Below are 13,683 nucleotides of genomic sequence, written 5' to 3'. Positions count from 1 at the left end.
CCCATGAGCCTGCCCTGGGACACCCCCGTCGCACACCCCCACCACCGCCACGGCTGGTGGTGGAAGACCCTGCTCGTCGGCTTCGTGCTGTGGGTCGTCACGATCATCGTCACGGTGTCGACGCAGAACTCGAACCTCGTGCCGACGATCATCCTGCTCGGCAGCTTCCTCGTGCCGTTCACCGTCGTGCTGTTCGTGATCGAACGCGTCACCGGCACGGTCAGCACCATGCAGCTCGTCACGGCGTTCTTCGTGGGCGGGATCCTCGGGGTGCTCGGGGCGTCACTGCTCGAGGCCGACCTGGAGCAGGGAGCGGGGCTGTACCTGGTCGTCGGGTTCGTCGAGGAGTTCGTGAAGGGCGTCCTGCTCGTCGTCGTGGGGTGGCGCGTCCGCCCGAAGACGGCGAGGCAGGGTGCGCTGCTCGGCGCGACGATCGGTGCCGGGTTCGCCGCGTTCGAGTCCGCCGGCTACGCCTTCAACGCGGCGATCACGGCCCGGGGGATCGACCTGGCATCGCTCCTGCAGACCGAGGTGGCCCGCGCGGTGCTGGCGCCGGTCGGGCACGTGCTGTGGACCGCGATCCTCGGTGCGGTGCTGTTCGGCGCCGCCACCGGACGCGCTCGCTTCCGCTGGTCGTGGCCGCCGATCGTGGCGTACGTGGTCGTCTCGGTGCTGCACGGGCTGTGGGACGCGAACGGCACGATCGCCACGCTGATCGCGTTCGTCGTGTCCGGGGTCCCGTTCTCGGCCGCGCAGTACGGCATGGTGCCGGCGGCGGTCGGCGGGATCGTGACGACCGTCTACGTGATCGGGCTCGCGATCGTGAGCGTCATCGGCGTCGCCGTGCTGGTCGGGGTCCTCCGGCACCACCGCGGACGCACGCAGGCCCTGTCGGCACCCGTCGGGTGGGACGGGACGCAGGCACCCGCCGGGTGGGACGGAACACCCGGACCCGACCGCCTGCGCTGACCCGCGCCGGAGCGCCGCTGCCGCTCGCCCTACGATTGGCACATGCCGCCAGCACCCGACCCCGCGACGCTGGCCTGGGCCTCGGCGGCCGTCCGGCGCTTCGCCGCCGCGACCAACCTGCTCGTCGCCGCCCGCCGGTTCCGCATCGTCGGCGGCGACCCCCGGGATGCCGCGGCGCTGCGGCACCTGCTGACCGCACTCGGGGCGCGCGAGGTCGAGCAGTCGAACCATTCGGACCAGTCGCACCAACAGCACCAGCCGTCCGATCTCGTCGATCAGCTCTGGTGCCTCGGCACGCCGGAGGAATCGACCCCCGCGGTCGAGCAGGCCGCCGACCGCCCGCGCGGCACCACCCTGGTCGTCATCGACGCCGGCCGGTACCTGCCCGCCGTCGACGAGGACGCCTTCGGCCCCGTCGCACCCGCCCGCCCCGGCGTGCTCGCCGTCCCGATGTTGTCCGACGACGTCTTCCTCGTCTCCACGGGCCGTGACCCCGAGGACGACCCCGGGGCGGACGCCCGCCTGCGCTGGGCACGACGGTCGATGCCGGTCGCCCGGTCGGTCGCCGCGGAGCTCCGCGACGGCGGACTCCTGCGCGGCACACGGATCGGCGTTGCGATGTTCCTCGAACCCAAGACGGCGGTGCTGAGCCTGCTGCTCCGTGACGCCGGTGCCGAGGTCGTCGTCTACGCCCACGCCGACGAGACCGACGACGCCGTCGCCGAGGCACTGCGGTCCGCCGGCCTGACGGTGTTCGCGAGCAGCACGGCGACGCTCCCCGAGCAGAAGCAGCTGGCCCTCGCGATGCTCGACACCGCGCCGCACATCCTGCTCGACGACGGCTCGCACGTCATCCGGCTCGCCCACCAGGAGCGCCCCGACCTGCTGCCGACGATGCTCGGAGCCGCCGAGGAGACCACGAGCGGCCTGCGGCCCCTGCGTGTCCTGGCAGCGCGCGGCGAGCTCGGCATCCCGGTGATCGCGGTGAACGACGCCCGCACCAAGACGTTCTTCGACAACCGGTACGGCACGGGGCAGTCGACGGTGTTCGCGGTGCTCGACCTGGTCGACGGGCTCGCGTCCGGCACGCACCGGGCGATCCCGGGAGGCGCGGCGGCGGTTGCCGGGTTCGGGCACGTCGGCGAAGGGGTCGCCCTGGTGCTCACCGCCCTCGGGTTCCGGGTGACGGTCGCCGAGACCGACCCGGTCCGCGCCCTGCAGGCGCGCTTCGCCGGGTACGCGGTGGCCCCGCTCGTCGAGGCGGTGCGTGACGCCGACCTCGTGATGAGCGCCACCGGGGTGCCGGACACCATCGACCTCGAGGTGCTCCGTGCCTGCGCGGACGGTGCCGTCCTCGCCGTCGCCGGAGGGGTCGACCAGGAGATCGCCGTCGACGACGCGCTCGCCGCCGGGGTTCGGCGCCAGGACGTGGGGCCGAAGGCCGAGCGGTTCGTGTTCCCCGGGGTCGACGGTGGGCCGATCGTGCTCGACGACGGTGGCTGCATCAACATCACCGCGGCCGAGGGCAACCCGGTCGAGATCATGGACCTGTCGTTCGCCGTGCAGCTCGGCGCCGTCCGGATGCTCCTGGAGCGCGGCGACGAGCTGGAGCGTGCCGTCGTGCCGATCGACCCCGCGGTCGACGACGTGACCGCTCGCACGGCGCTCGCCGCTTTCGGGAGCCGACCCCTGCCTCCCGGCCTCCCCGCTGAGCACCCGGCGGACCGCGAGCCGGACGTCCGGACGCACCGTTTCGGAGACCCGGCGTGAGGGCCCGACAGCACCCGGTCACCGTGCACTCGGCGCGCGTCGTCGTCCCGATGACCGCGCCACCGATCGCCGACGGCGCGGTCGCCGTGCAGGACGGCCGGATCCTGCACGTCGGAGACCGATCGTGGGTCATCGACCAGCTCACCGGGTCCGGCGCGACCTTCACCGAGCGGCAGTGGCGTGGCGCGCTCCTGCCCGGACTCGTGAACGCGCACTCGCACCTCCAGTACACCGGCATGGCCAGTGTCGGCCGACGCCAGTACGACGGGTTCGAAGACTGGGCTGCTGCGTTCAACGTCGACTACGCCGAACCGCACGACTGGCGGACCGAAGCCGCGGACGGTGCGCGGGCGTCGATCCTGGCCGGCGTCACGAGCATCGCGGACATCGTCACCGACATCGACGCCTCGACCGCGCTGCAGGACGCCGGCCTCGGCGGCATCGCGTACTGGGAGGTGATGGACTGGGAGAACGACGCCTGGCAGTCGCACGGTCGCGACCAGGTGCTCGACGAACTCGACCGGATCCCCACGACGCCCGGTGCGGGCCTGTCGCCGCACGCGCCGTACTCGCTCGAGGTCGCCCCGCTGCTCGAGCTCCCCGACATCGTGCGGCAGCGCGGCCTGCGCCTGCACCTGCACCTCGGTGAGGCGGCGTTCGAGGGGGAGCGCACCGCCCTCGGTCCGGTCCCCGGGCTCGACGGGGTCGACGGCGTCGGTCACGGGAACGACTGGCACCTGGCGAACGTGCCGTCGTTCCGGGCGCTGCGAGCCCTGGGCTTCGGTGCCAGCGCGACCGCGTTCGTCGACCGCCTCGGCGTGCTCGGGCCGGACTGCCACATCGCCCACGGCGTGTACATGACCGCCGCCGACCGGGCGCTCCTGCGTGCCCGCGGCACCGCGGTGGCGCTGTGCCCCCGCTCCAACGCCGTCATCGGCCTCGACCCGCCGCCCGTCGCCGACTACCTGCGCGAGGGCAGCCCGATCGCGATCGGCACCGACTCCCTGTCGTCGTCGCCGTCCCTCGACCTGATGGCCGACGTCACCGCGCTGCACCGGATCGCACGCGCCCAGGGGTACGGACACCGTGACCTGCACGAGCGGCTGCTCGCGGCGGCGACCCTCGGTGGTGCGCACGCGATGGGCCTCGCCGTCGGGCCGGACCGCATCGGGCACCTCGCCGTCGGGGCGCGCGCCGACCTGGCGGTCTTCGACGTCGACGCCCGCACGGTGCCGGACGCGCTCGCCGAGCTCGTCGAGGACGGCGCGGGGCGGGCAGCCGCCACCGTGATCCGTGGGGTCGTCCGCGCCGCGGCGGGCGTCGTCACCGAGCCGGGTTCCCCGCACATGGACATCCCCGCACCGCCCCAGGAGGAACGATGACCGAGTCCGCACCCCACCCCGGCATGGCTGCACGCCGAACCGTCACCGGTGAGCTGATCGAGTGGCTCGACGTGCCGAAGCGCGCGATCGCCCTCGGCATGGAACCGCACCCCGAGGGTGGCTGGTACGTCCGCACCTGGACCTCGCCGGCGACGGTCACCACCCCCGCGGGGGACCGGCCGGCCGCCACCCTGATCCACTTCCTGCTGCCCCCGGGCGAGGCCTCCGCCTGGCACCGGGTCACGAGCGACGAGATCTGGATGTGGCACGGTCCGGACACCGTCGACCTGCAGCTCGGCGGCGACGGTGACGTCCCCGAGCCCGGCGCGACGATCACCCTCGGCCCGGACGCCGGACGTGACCGGGTGAACGACGCGCAGGCGTTCGTGCGCGGCGGCGTCTGGCAGCGGACGATCCCGGGCGACGGCGAGGTGCTGCTGAGCTGCCTGGTGTCGCCCGGCTTCTCGTTCGACGACTTCACGATGGCCGACTGAGGTACCACATTGGTATGTTGGCTGGATGGAGTCCGGTCGCGTCCCTGCCCTCGCTCGCGCGGCGCTCGACGCGCCGTTCGAGTTCGCGTACGTGGACGAGACCGGAGACAAGGGTGACCCGGCTGCGTCTCCGGGCGCGACTCGTACCTACACACTGGGGTGCGTGCTCGTCCCGGGCGGTGACTGGACCGATCGGCTCGACTGGCTGACTGGGGTCCGTCGTGAGATCCGTGACACCTACGGCATCCTCCTGCGCCATGAGCTCAAGGCGAACGTGCTGCTGCGTGGGCGAGGAGACCTGCGTGACCTCGGGCTCGGAGACGGCCAGCGGCGTGACGTGTTCCGGAGGTCGCTCGGTGCGCTGACCGTCGTGGCATCGGGGGTCTTCGCGGTGGTGATCGACAAGGAAGCCCGGCCGATGGACTACCGGCCCGAGGACCGAGCGTGGACCTACCTGCTCCAGCGTCTGCGGATCCGGTCCGAGCAATCCGGCAAGCCGATCATCCTGGTGCACGACGCGGGCGACGACGCGACGGTCCGCGCGATCCACCGGCGCTTCCGTCGGCACAGCTTCGCGCCGGGCGGTTCTCGCGTCAGTGCGCCGCTGCTCGTCGAGGATCCGGTCCCTCGTGACTCGGGGTCGTCGTACTTCGTCCAGGCGGCCGACCTGGTCGCGTACGCAGGGTTCCGGCGGTTCCAGGCGCCCGGCACGAAGACCGGCAGCGTCTGCGACGAGACGATGTGGGACGAGCTGCGACCCGTCTGGCGCACCGAGGTGACGAACGCACGGCGCGACGCCGTCGTCGTCTGGCCGTGACGGCGTTCGGGGGCGTCTGGAAACAGAAAGGGGGCGCCCCGTGCTGGGACGCCCCTTGATCTCAGACCTCAGCCGAGCATGCGCCCGGTTCAGCCTGCGTCGCCAGATTACCAGCCCGGTCCCGACCCGTCGACTGGTGTGTGACACGAGATCAGGTCACCAGGGCCGCCCGGAGTCGCGTTGGTATCCCACTGCGAAGTACACTTCGACCTGCCCCCACCCCCTCGCACGAAGGCCCGACCGTGACCCGTCACCTCCGCTTCACCCTCGCCGTCGCCACCGCCGCGGTCGCCGCCCTCGCCCTGTCGGCCTGCTCCGCCGGGGGCAGCAGCAACGCCGACGGCACCGTGACCGACGGCAAGCTCACGATCGCCACCGGTGACCCGGCCTACTCGCCCTGGGTCGAGGACAACAAGCCGCAGTCCGGCAAGGGCTTCGAGTCCGCCGTGGCGTACGCGGTCGCGAAGGAGATGGGCTACGGCAAGTCCGACGTCGTGTGGAAGCGCAGCACCTTCGACAGCGCCATCGCCCCGGGCCCGAAGGACTGGGACCTCAACGTCCAGCAGTTCTCGATCGACGCGAAGCGCAAGAAGGCCGTCGACATGTCGAGCGCCTACTACACGACGACCCAGGCGGTCGTGACGACGTCCGGGTCGAAGGCTGCCGGTGACACCACGATCGCCGCGCTCAAGCAGGACGCCATCGGCGTCGCGACCGGTTCGACGAGCATCGCGAGCGTCAAGGACGTCCTCGGGGTCACGCCGCAGGTGTTCAACTCCAACGACGACGCCGTGCTCGCGCTCAAGTCCGGGCAGATCGACGCGATCGTCACCGACCTGCCGACGGCGTTCTACATGGCCTCGGCGCAGGTCGACGACGGCACCGTGTCCGCGCAGTTCCCGTCCGACGGCAAGGGTGACGAGTTCGGCTTCGTCCTGCCGAAGGACTCGGAGCTCACGAGCAAGGTCGACAAGGCCCTGAAGACCCTCGACGACGACGGCACCCTGCAGGACCTGCAGACCAAGTGGCTCTCGTCGGAGACCGGTACGCCGGTCCTGAAGTAACCGGATGACCCTGCCAGCAGGGGCCGGCACCCCGGTCGCCGCTCCCGCGCCGAGTCAGGTCGAGCTCGAGCGTCGGCTCTACCGTCGCCAGCGTGGCCGTCGCTCCGTCGTGGTGTCGGTCGTCTCCACCCTGGTCGTGCTCGCCGTCGTGTACTTCGGCGTCGTGAACACCCCCGGGTGGGCGGCGGTGCAGCAGTCGTTCTTCGACCCGCAGACCGCGGTCGACACGTTCCCGGACATCCTGCTGGGCCTCTGGCTGAACGTCCGGATCCTGTTCTTCAGCGCCATCGGCGTGGCCGTGTTCGGCACGCTGCTCGCGGTCGTCCGCGGCCTGCGCAACCCGGTGTTCTTCCCGCTGCGGATGCTCGCGACCGGCTACACGGACCTGTTCCGCGGCCTGCCGCTCATCATCGTGCTCTACCTGGTCGGCTACGGCATCCCCGGGCTCGGGGTGTTCCCGCGGCTCCCCGCCGAGGTCTGGGGCACGATCGCGATCACCCTGACCTACTCGTCGTACATCGCCGAGGTGCTCCGGGCCGGCATGGAGGCCGTGCACCCCTCCCAGCGCCTGGCCGCCCGGTCGCTCGGACTCTCGCACGCCAAGACCCTGCGGCTCGTGGTGCTGCCGCAGGCGATCCGCAAGGTCACCCCGGCGCTGATGAACGACTTCGTGTCGATGCAGAAGGACGTCGGTCTGGTGTCGATCCTCGGGGCCGTCGACGCGGTCCGCTCCGCCCAGATCGCGCAGGCCGAGACCTACAACTTCACGCCGTACTTCGTCGCCGGGCTGCTGTTCGTGGTGATCAGCCTGCCGCTGATCCGCGTCACGGACGCGATCGCGCGTCGCCAGCAGCGGCGCGAGCAGATCGGAGGGACCGTATGAGCGAGGCCGGCCCGGAGGCCCGTGGTGCGTCCGGTACGGACGCCGCGGTCCTCGAACTGCGCGGGTTGCGCAAGGCCTTCGGCGAGCACGAGGTCCTGCGCGGGATCGACCTGACGGTCCACCGCCACCAGGTCATCTGCGTCATCGGGGCCTCGGGCTCCGGCAAGTCGACGCTGCTCAAGACGGTCAACCTGCTCGAGGGCATCGACGACGGCGAGATCCTGCTGCAGGGCACGGACATCGCCGACCCGCGCATCGCCGTCGACGCCGTGCGGGCGCGCATCGGCGTGGTGTTCCAGCAGTTCAACCTGTTCCCGCACATGAGCGTGCTCGACAACGTCACCCTTGCGTCCCGCCAGGTGCACGGCATCGGACGGGCCCAGGCCGAGGAGACCGCGCGCCGGCTGCTCGACCGGATCGGGCTCGCCTCGTTCGCCGATGCGTACCCCGACCGCCTGTCCGGCGGGCAGCAGCAGCGCGTCGCCATCGTCCGGGCGATCGCGTCGGACCCGGAACTCCTGCTGCTCGACGAGGTCACGAGCGCCCTCGACCCGCAGCTCGTCGGTGAGGTGCTCGACCTGGTCACCGAGCTGAAGCGACAGGGTTCGACGATCCTGATGACGACGCACGAGATGCACTTCGCGCGGAACGTCGCCGACCGGATCGTGTTCCTGCACCGCGGCGAGGTCGTCGAGCAGGGTTCCCCCGCCGACGTCCTCGACCACCCGCAGCACCCGGCGCTCGTCGAGTTCCTCGCCCGCGTGCACGCCTAGGGCGTCAGCAGCACCTTGCCGATGACCTCGCCGTCGCGCACGCGGCGGTGGGCCTCCTCGACCTCGGCCAGGGGCAGCACCGAGTCGACGACCGGGCGCACCCGGCCGTCGGCGACCAGCGGCCAGACGTTGTAGCGGACCGCCTCGACGATGGCGGCCTTCTCGCCGAGTGGCCGTGCGCGCAGGGTCGTGCCGCTGATCGTCGCGCGCTTCCGCATCAGCACCCCGAAGTCGAGCTCGGCGGTGCGGCCGCTGCCCGAGGCGATGACCGCGACGTGCCCGTTCGGGGCGAGGGCCTGCAGGTTCCGCTCCAGGTAGGACGGTCCGACGACGTCGAGCACGACGTTGACGCCGACACCGTCGGTAAACGCCATGACGCGTTCCACGAAGTCCTCCGTGCGGTGGTCGATGACCAGGTCGGCGCCGAGGTCACGGGACGCGGCGACCTTGCGGTCGCCGCCGCTGGTCGCGATCACCGTCGCACCGAGGGCCTTCGCCCACAGCACCGCGTGCGACCCCATGCCGCCCGTACCGCCGTGCACCAGGAGGGTCTGCCCGGGGCGGAGTCCGGCGAGCATGCCGATGTTGGAATAGACCGTGCACGCGGCTTCGGGCAGGCCGGCTGCCTCGACCAGGTCGACGCCCTCGGGGACCGGCAGCACCTGGGTGACCGGCGCGACCACGAGTGCCGCGTACCCGCCGCCGGAGAGCAACGCGCACACCCGGTCGCCCACCGCCACGGTCGTGACGCCCGCACCGACGGCCCGCACGGTGCCGGAGACCTCGAGGCCGAGGATCGCCGACGCCCCGGGCGGCGGCGGGTAGTTCCCGGCGCGCTGCTGCAGGTCGGCGTTGTTGACACCGGCCGCGGCGACCTCGATCAGGACCTCGTCCGTGCCGGGTTCGGGGTCGGGCAGGTCGGTGACGGACATGGAAGCGTCGTCGAACGTGATGGCTCGCATGCCCTCGACGGTACGCGCCACCCGCCTCCGGCCGGCTGCCGGTCACCCACAACCGCGCCGGTCTCCCTGTGGACGTTCCCTGTACGCTCGACGACGGATCTGCACCTCATCCGGGGGAGTGCGGACAGATCGAGGGGGACTCTCCACCATGCCCAAGAAGCTCATCGCGCTGGCCACGGCCAGCCTCGCACTCACGCTGCTCGCCGGTTGCTCGGGCGGCGACGGCGGTTCGTCCGACGGCGGCTCTTCCGGAGGCGACTCGGGCTCGTCCAGCGCACCGTCGGCCTCGAAGACCGCCGCCGCAGCACCCGCCCAGACCAAGGGGGAAGCCTGCTCCCTGCTCGAGAACGAACTCGCGTCGTTCCTCAAGGAGCAGGGTTCGAGCTCTGCCCCGGCCGAGCCGAAGGCCCGTGCGGCGCTCGTCGACGAGTTCGTCCAGCGCATCGACTCGGCGCTGACGAAGGTCTCGAACGACCAGGTGCACGACACGTTCGAGGACTTCTCCGGTGCGGCCAAGGGCTACAGCTCCGCCATCCGCTCGGGTGCAGCCGAGGACTCCGCCGAGCTCACGAAGGCCCAGTCCGAGGTGCAGACCACGCTCGATCAGGTCTCCGCGGTCTGCCCCGCCAAGAGCTGAGCGGCCCCACACGCAGCCCCGCACGTGACGACGCCCCGTGGCTCCTGGACCAGGAGCGGCGGGGCGTCGTGCTTCCCGTGTTGCGGGAACGTCGGTCAGACGGCCGCGGGCTGCGAGGCGTCGAGGCGTGCGACGTCCTCCGGCCGCAGCCGCACGGTCGGCGCCGTGATCGAGTTCAGGATCGACTGCGGCCGCGATGCACCGGGGATCGGCACGACGACGTCGCTCTTCTGCAGCTCCCACGCCAGCGCGATGACCTGCGGGGTGACCCCACGGTCGCGGGCGATGTACGCGAAGTCCTCGAACGCGGTCCCGAGGTCCGCCGCGCTCCCGATGCCACCGAGAGGGCTCCACGGCAGGAACGCGATGCCGAGCTCGTCGCACAGTTCGAGTTCCGGCTCGCTCGACCGGAACTTCGGTGAGTACTGGTTCTGCACGGACGCCAGGCGTCCGCCGAGCACCTCGTTCGCGGTGCGGATCTGGTCCGGGTCGGCGTTCGAGATGCCCGCCATCCGGATGACGCCCTCGTCGAGCAGCTCGGCGAGCGCCCCGATCGAGTCGGCGTACGTCACGGCCGGGTCGGGGCGGTGGAACTGGTACAGGCCGATCTGCTCGACGCCGAGCCGCTTCGCCGAGGCCTTCGCCGCCTCCTTCAGGTACTCCGGGTGCCCGTTCTGCGCCCAGTTGCCGGCCTCGGGGCGCAGGTGTCCGCCCTTCGTTGCGATGAGCACGTCCGAGGTGTCGTCGTGGAACTCCCGGACGGCCCGCGCGATGAGCTCCTCGTTGTGCCCCACCTCGTCGTGGCCGCCCAGGTGGTAGGCGTCGGCGGTGTCGATGAGCGTGACACCGTTCTCGAGCGCTGCGTGGATCGTGGCGATGGACTGACGCTCGTCCGGCCGGCCCTCGATCGACATGGGCATCCCGCCCAGACCGATGGCACTGACGGACACGTCTCCGATGACTCGTTGCTTCATCGGCCCAGCATGCGCCCGGCCCCGACGCCGACGCCCAGTTCCCGCACCGACGAGCCACGAGCCCCCGTCACCGACGAGCCCACGCCGGCGCGTGTTCCGGCAGCGGGCCGAACGCGATGCCGCGGGCGTAGAGGCCACGGACCGGCGGGACCCAGCGCGCGAGCAGCACCGGGAGCAGCGGCGGACCGTCCTGCAGGTGCCCGGCGAAGGCCCGCTCGAACACGACCCGGTGCAGCACCGCCTGCGCGGCCTGCACCAGGGCTGCGGGCGGGGTGCGGCGACGCTGGACGGCTGCGAGCGCCCGGTCGAGGCCGCCACCGCGGAGCCCCTGTCGGAGCGCCGGCACCAGGATCGTCGCGGTCGCCACCGCGTCCTGCACCGCGAGGTTGATGCCGACCCCGCCGGCGGGCGACATCGCGTGCGCGGCGTCCCCGATGCAGAGCAGCCCCGGGCGCCACCACCGGCGCAGGCGGTCCATGCGGACGTCGAGCACGTGCACGTCGTCCATCGAGGCGATCGCGTCGACCCGGTCCGCGAAGTCCGGTCGGAGCCGCGCCACGCGGGCCCGGAAGGCCGCCACCCCTGCAGTGCGCAGGGCCGCGTCCGAGCCCTTCGGCGCGAAGTACGCGACCTGGTGGTACTCCGGCCGCGGGAAGCTCAGCAGCACGTCCCGGTCCGAGAACGCGGGGGTGAGGGCGCTCGCCGCGTCCCCGGGGTGCCGGGGCAACCGGAACCACCAGGTGTCGAACGGCACCCGGAACGCTCGCGGCACGAGCCCGGCGGCGCGACGCAGCACCGAGTTCCGCCCGTCGCAGGCGATCACGACGTCGGCGCGGAGTTCCTCGGGTTCGCCGGTCCCGTCCCTCGGCCGCAGGTGGACCCCGGTCACGACCCCGTTCTCCTCGATGAGCCCGGTCGCCGCGAGGCCCATCGAGATGCGGAACGACGGTTCCTGACGGGCGGCGGTCACGAGCAGGTCGAGCAGGTCCCACTGCGGCACCATCGCCACGTGGTCGTACGGAGGTGCGAGACGCGAGAAGTCACCGAGCAGCAGCCGGGAGCCGTCGCGCATCGGCAGCGAGAAGTCGTCGAGGCGTGACTGCGGCAACGCCCGGAACGGTGCACCGAGTCCGAGTTCGTCGAGCAGCCGGATGGTCGAGGCGTGCACCGTGTCGCCCCGGAAGTCCCGGTTGAAGTCGTCGTGCCGCTCGAGCACGCGCACGTCGACGCCGGCGCGGGCGAGCAGCAGCCCGAGGACGACCCCTGCGGGGCCGCCACCGACCACCGCGACCGTCGTCCGCGACACCGTCACCATGCCCCGGACGCTACCCCGCTCCGGCCTGGAGGCGCGTGGCGGCCCCGCCCCGCGCCTCCAGGCCGGAACGCGCACGCGTTCGCAGGCCCGACACGCGTCGGACGACGGTGTCCGGTCGGAAGGGTGGTGCCGGTGCGCCGGTCAGGCGCTGGCGGACACCGACGACGAGGCAGAACCGCTGTCGACGGCGTTCGCGAAGACGACCCCGCCCCACACGATGACGACGATCGCGAGCACGAAGCCGATCGCGGCGATCCACCACGAGGGCTTCCGTCGGATCCACGCGCCGATCGACAGCACGATCGTGGCGACCCCGATGACGAAGGCGCCACCGACCGCGATGGCCGCGCCACCGAAGTACCCGCCGGGCGTGCAGCCCGACGAGGCGTCGCACTCCGCCGTGGCCGAGGCGATCGCGACGATGCCGACGACCGCCGTGATCGCGGTCATGACGGCACCGAACACCAGGAGCAGCACCGTCGAGATCCGGTCGGCGAGCTTCGCCGGCGGGAACAGCGTGGTGCCGCCGCGCTCCCACGCCGCGCGCTGCGCGTCCGTGGGGCCGGAGGAGGACTGCGGCGGAGGGCCGGGGACGTTGGACCAGGTCATGCGTGCAGTCCTACCGCGCCTCGACCCCGAACGCCTGTGCGAGCCGCTGGATCTTCTGCGCCCGACCGAGCCGCGGCAGGTCGGAACCGTCGCGGATGACCCGGCCGCGGGCCTCGAAGTCGTCGAGGAAGTCCTGCGCCCAGGCGACGTCGGTCGGCGTGGGGGAGATGACCTCGTTGATGACGGGGAGCTGCTCGGTGTCCAGGCAGAGCTTGCCGGTGAGGCCGAGCGACACGGCCACCTGCGACTGCTCGCGGAGGATCGGGTGCGACGACCCGACCGTGGGGCCGTCGATCGGACCCGGTAGGTCGCCGACGCGCGAGGCGACGACCAGCTTCGACCGCGGGTACGCCATCGCGAGCGTGTCGGCGCTGGTCCCGGTGTCGCGGCGGTAGTCGCCGGAACCGAAGGCCAGACGGAACGCACCCTGGGCCTTGGCGATCGAGACCGACTCCTCGATGCCCAGGGCCGACTCGACCAGCGCGATCACCGGCGTCTGGCCGCCGAGCCGGTGCCAGGTGTCGGTGACCTGGGCGGGGGACTCGGTCTTGGCGAGCATGACGCCCTGCAGCCCGGGCAGGCCGCGGAGCTCCTCGACGTCGTCCGCCCAGAAGTCCGTCGTGACGTCGTTGATGCGCACCCAGGCCTCGCCACCGCCGGCCAGCCAGGCGGCGACGCCCTGCCGGGCCGAGGGCTTCGCGGCGGGGTCGACGGCGTCCTCGATGTCCAGGATGATCTGGTCGGCGCGGGAGCGCTGGGACTTGTCGAACCGGTCGGTGGCGGTGCCGGAGACCAACAGCCACGACCGTGAGATCTCGGCGGGGACCGATCGACGCCGGTTCGGCGTGGGGGCGGACGGAGTGGTGCGGTCGTCGATGGCCATGCCCCGTTGGTACCACACCGGACGGGGCCGCCGTCGGATCGGGCGCGCCGCACGTCGGGTCGGACGGTGGCGCATGTCGGGCCGGACGGCGGTCACGTCCGTGCGGAAACCCCGAAACCTCGGTTCATTGCCAGAGAGGCCGTCCGGTTCC

The 13,683-nt window shown here is 72.2% G+C and carries 14 protein-coding genes; 9 read left to right on the top strand and 5 right to left on the bottom strand.

Translation table 11 applies throughout. The features are described 5' to 3' along the window. The first annotated feature begins 3 nt into the window (after positions 1 to 3). From DEJ20_RS15760 to DEJ20_RS15725, 8 genes are all read left to right on the top strand, one after another. Positions 4 to 969: a PrsW family intramembrane metalloprotease gene (locus tag DEJ20_RS15760; RefSeq protein ID WP_111235720.1), complete on the top strand. Its 966-nt coding sequence runs from the start codon at positions 4 to 6 to the stop codon at positions 967 to 969. 42 nt (positions 970 to 1,011) lie between these two features. Further along, a complete protein-coding gene (locus DEJ20_RS15755; protein ID WP_111235721.1) occupies positions 1,012 to 2,739 on the top strand; it encodes an adenosylhomocysteinase in 1,728 nt (575 codons plus the stop codon). After that, entirely contained in the window at positions 2,736 to 4,121 is a 1,386-nt protein-coding gene (locus tag DEJ20_RS15750) for an amidohydrolase family protein (protein ID WP_258377191.1), read from the top strand. The genes DEJ20_RS15755 and DEJ20_RS15750 overlap by 4 nt, the downstream gene beginning before the upstream one ends. Further along, positions 4,118 to 4,615 (top strand): cupin domain-containing protein, encoded by a 498-nt coding sequence (locus DEJ20_RS15745; RefSeq protein WP_253183664.1) that lies wholly within the window; start codon positions 4,118 to 4,120, stop codon positions 4,613 to 4,615. The genes DEJ20_RS15750 and DEJ20_RS15745 overlap by 4 nt, the downstream gene beginning before the upstream one ends. A gap of 25 nt (positions 4,616 to 4,640) precedes the next feature. Next, on the top strand, positions 4,641 to 5,432 hold the full coding sequence (locus DEJ20_RS15740; RefSeq protein WP_071404035.1) for a DUF3800 domain-containing protein: 792 nt from the start codon (positions 4,641 to 4,643) through the stop codon (positions 5,430 to 5,432). A gap of 242 nt (positions 5,433 to 5,674) precedes the next feature. After that, positions 5,675 to 6,496, top strand: a complete 822-nt coding sequence (locus DEJ20_RS15735) for an ABC transporter substrate-binding protein (RefSeq protein ID WP_111235722.1) — start codon at positions 5,675 to 5,677, stop codon at positions 6,494 to 6,496. A 4-nt stretch (positions 6,497 to 6,500) separates the two neighbouring features. After that, a complete protein-coding gene (locus tag DEJ20_RS15730) occupies positions 6,501 to 7,379 on the top strand; it encodes an amino acid ABC transporter permease (RefSeq protein WP_071404033.1) in 879 nt (292 codons plus the stop codon). Next, positions 7,376 to 8,152 carry an amino acid ABC transporter ATP-binding protein gene (locus tag DEJ20_RS15725; protein WP_111235723.1) on the top strand — a complete coding sequence of 259 codons (777 nt, stop codon included), beginning with the start codon at positions 7,376 to 7,378 and terminating at the stop codon, positions 8,150 to 8,152. Before DEJ20_RS15730 ends, DEJ20_RS15725 begins: the two co-directional genes overlap by 4 nt. Here the strand turns inward: DEJ20_RS15725 and DEJ20_RS15720 are convergent. Beyond that, positions 8,149 to 9,114, bottom strand: coding sequence for an NAD(P)H-quinone oxidoreductase (locus tag DEJ20_RS15720; RefSeq protein WP_111235748.1), 966 nt, complete (start codon positions 9,112 to 9,114; stop codon positions 8,149 to 8,151). The genes DEJ20_RS15725 and DEJ20_RS15720 overlap by 4 nt on opposite strands. Before the next feature lie 148 nt (positions 9,115 to 9,262). Between DEJ20_RS15720 and DEJ20_RS15715 the strand changes: the two genes are divergently transcribed. Continuing rightward, positions 9,263 to 9,751 carry a hypothetical protein gene (locus DEJ20_RS15715; RefSeq protein WP_111235724.1) on the top strand — a complete coding sequence of 163 codons (489 nt, stop codon included), beginning with the start codon at positions 9,263 to 9,265 and terminating at the stop codon, positions 9,749 to 9,751. Positions 9,752 to 9,846: 95 nt separating this feature from the next. Here DEJ20_RS15715 and DEJ20_RS15710 read toward each other — a convergent pair whose 3' ends face one another. The 4 genes from DEJ20_RS15710 to DEJ20_RS15695 all read right to left on the bottom strand — a co-directional run bounded on the left by DEJ20_RS15710 (position 9,847) and on the right by DEJ20_RS15695 (position 13,532). After that, positions 9,847 to 10,725: an aldo/keto reductase gene (locus tag DEJ20_RS15710; RefSeq protein ID WP_111235725.1), complete on the bottom strand. Its 879-nt coding sequence runs from the start codon at positions 10,723 to 10,725 to the stop codon at positions 9,847 to 9,849. Positions 10,726 to 10,792: 67 nt separating this feature from the next. Further along, a complete protein-coding gene (locus tag DEJ20_RS15705) occupies positions 10,793 to 12,040 on the bottom strand; it encodes an FAD-dependent oxidoreductase (protein WP_111235726.1) in 1,248 nt (415 codons plus the stop codon). 141 nt (positions 12,041 to 12,181) lie between these two features. Next, positions 12,182 to 12,649, bottom strand: coding sequence for a DUF6264 family protein (locus DEJ20_RS15700; RefSeq protein WP_111030703.1), 468 nt, complete (start codon positions 12,647 to 12,649; stop codon positions 12,182 to 12,184). Positions 12,650 to 12,659: 10 nt separating this feature from the next. Then, positions 12,660 to 13,532: an HpcH/HpaI aldolase/citrate lyase family protein gene (locus DEJ20_RS15695; RefSeq protein ID WP_027466565.1), complete on the bottom strand. Its 873-nt coding sequence runs from the start codon at positions 13,530 to 13,532 to the stop codon at positions 12,660 to 12,662. Positions 13,533 to 13,683: the final 151 nt, after the last annotated feature.

This window comes from Curtobacterium sp. MCSS17_005, assembly GCF_003234225.2.
Lineage (GTDB): Bacteria > Actinomycetota > Actinomycetes > Actinomycetales > Microbacteriaceae > Curtobacterium > Curtobacterium flaccumfaciens.
This window is presented reverse-complemented; position numbering and strand designations above follow the sequence as displayed.

Bases quoted from the DNA above. Each gene is read 5' to 3' on its own strand.
- DEJ20_RS15760 (WP_111235720.1), top strand. From the start codon at position 4: ATGAGCCTGCCCTGGGACACCCCCGTCGCACACCCCCACCACCGCCAC.
- DEJ20_RS15755 (WP_111235721.1), top strand. From the start codon at position 1,012: ATGCCGCCAGCACCCGACCCCGCGACGCTGGCCTGGGCCTCGGCGGCC.
- DEJ20_RS15745 (WP_253183664.1), top strand. From the start codon at position 4,118: ATGACCGAGTCCGCACCCCACCCCGGCATGGCTGCACGCCGAACCGTC.
- DEJ20_RS15740 (WP_071404035.1), top strand. From the start codon at position 4,641: ATGGAGTCCGGTCGCGTCCCTGCCCTCGCTCGCGCGGCGCTCGACGCG.
- DEJ20_RS15730 (WP_071404033.1), top strand. From the start codon at position 6,501: ATGACCCTGCCAGCAGGGGCCGGCACCCCGGTCGCCGCTCCCGCGCCG.
- DEJ20_RS15725 (WP_111235723.1), top strand. From the start codon at position 7,376: ATGAGCGAGGCCGGCCCGGAGGCCCGTGGTGCGTCCGGTACGGACGCC.
- DEJ20_RS15720 (WP_111235748.1), bottom strand. From the start codon at position 9,114: ATGCGAGCCATCACGTTCGACGACGCTTCCATGTCCGTCACCGACCTG.
- DEJ20_RS15715 (WP_111235724.1), top strand. From the start codon at position 9,263: ATGCCCAAGAAGCTCATCGCGCTGGCCACGGCCAGCCTCGCACTCACG.
- DEJ20_RS15710 (WP_111235725.1), bottom strand. From the start codon at position 10,725: ATGAAGCAACGAGTCATCGGAGACGTGTCCGTCAGTGCCATCGGTCTG.
- DEJ20_RS15705 (WP_111235726.1), bottom strand. From the start codon at position 12,040: ATGGTGACGGTGTCGCGGACGACGGTCGCGGTGGTCGGTGGCGGCCCC.
- DEJ20_RS15700 (WP_111030703.1), bottom strand. From the start codon at position 12,649: ATGACCTGGTCCAACGTCCCCGGCCCTCCGCCGCAGTCCTCCTCCGGC.
- DEJ20_RS15695 (WP_027466565.1), bottom strand. From the start codon at position 13,532: ATGGCCATCGACGACCGCACCACTCCGTCCGCCCCCACGCCGAACCGG.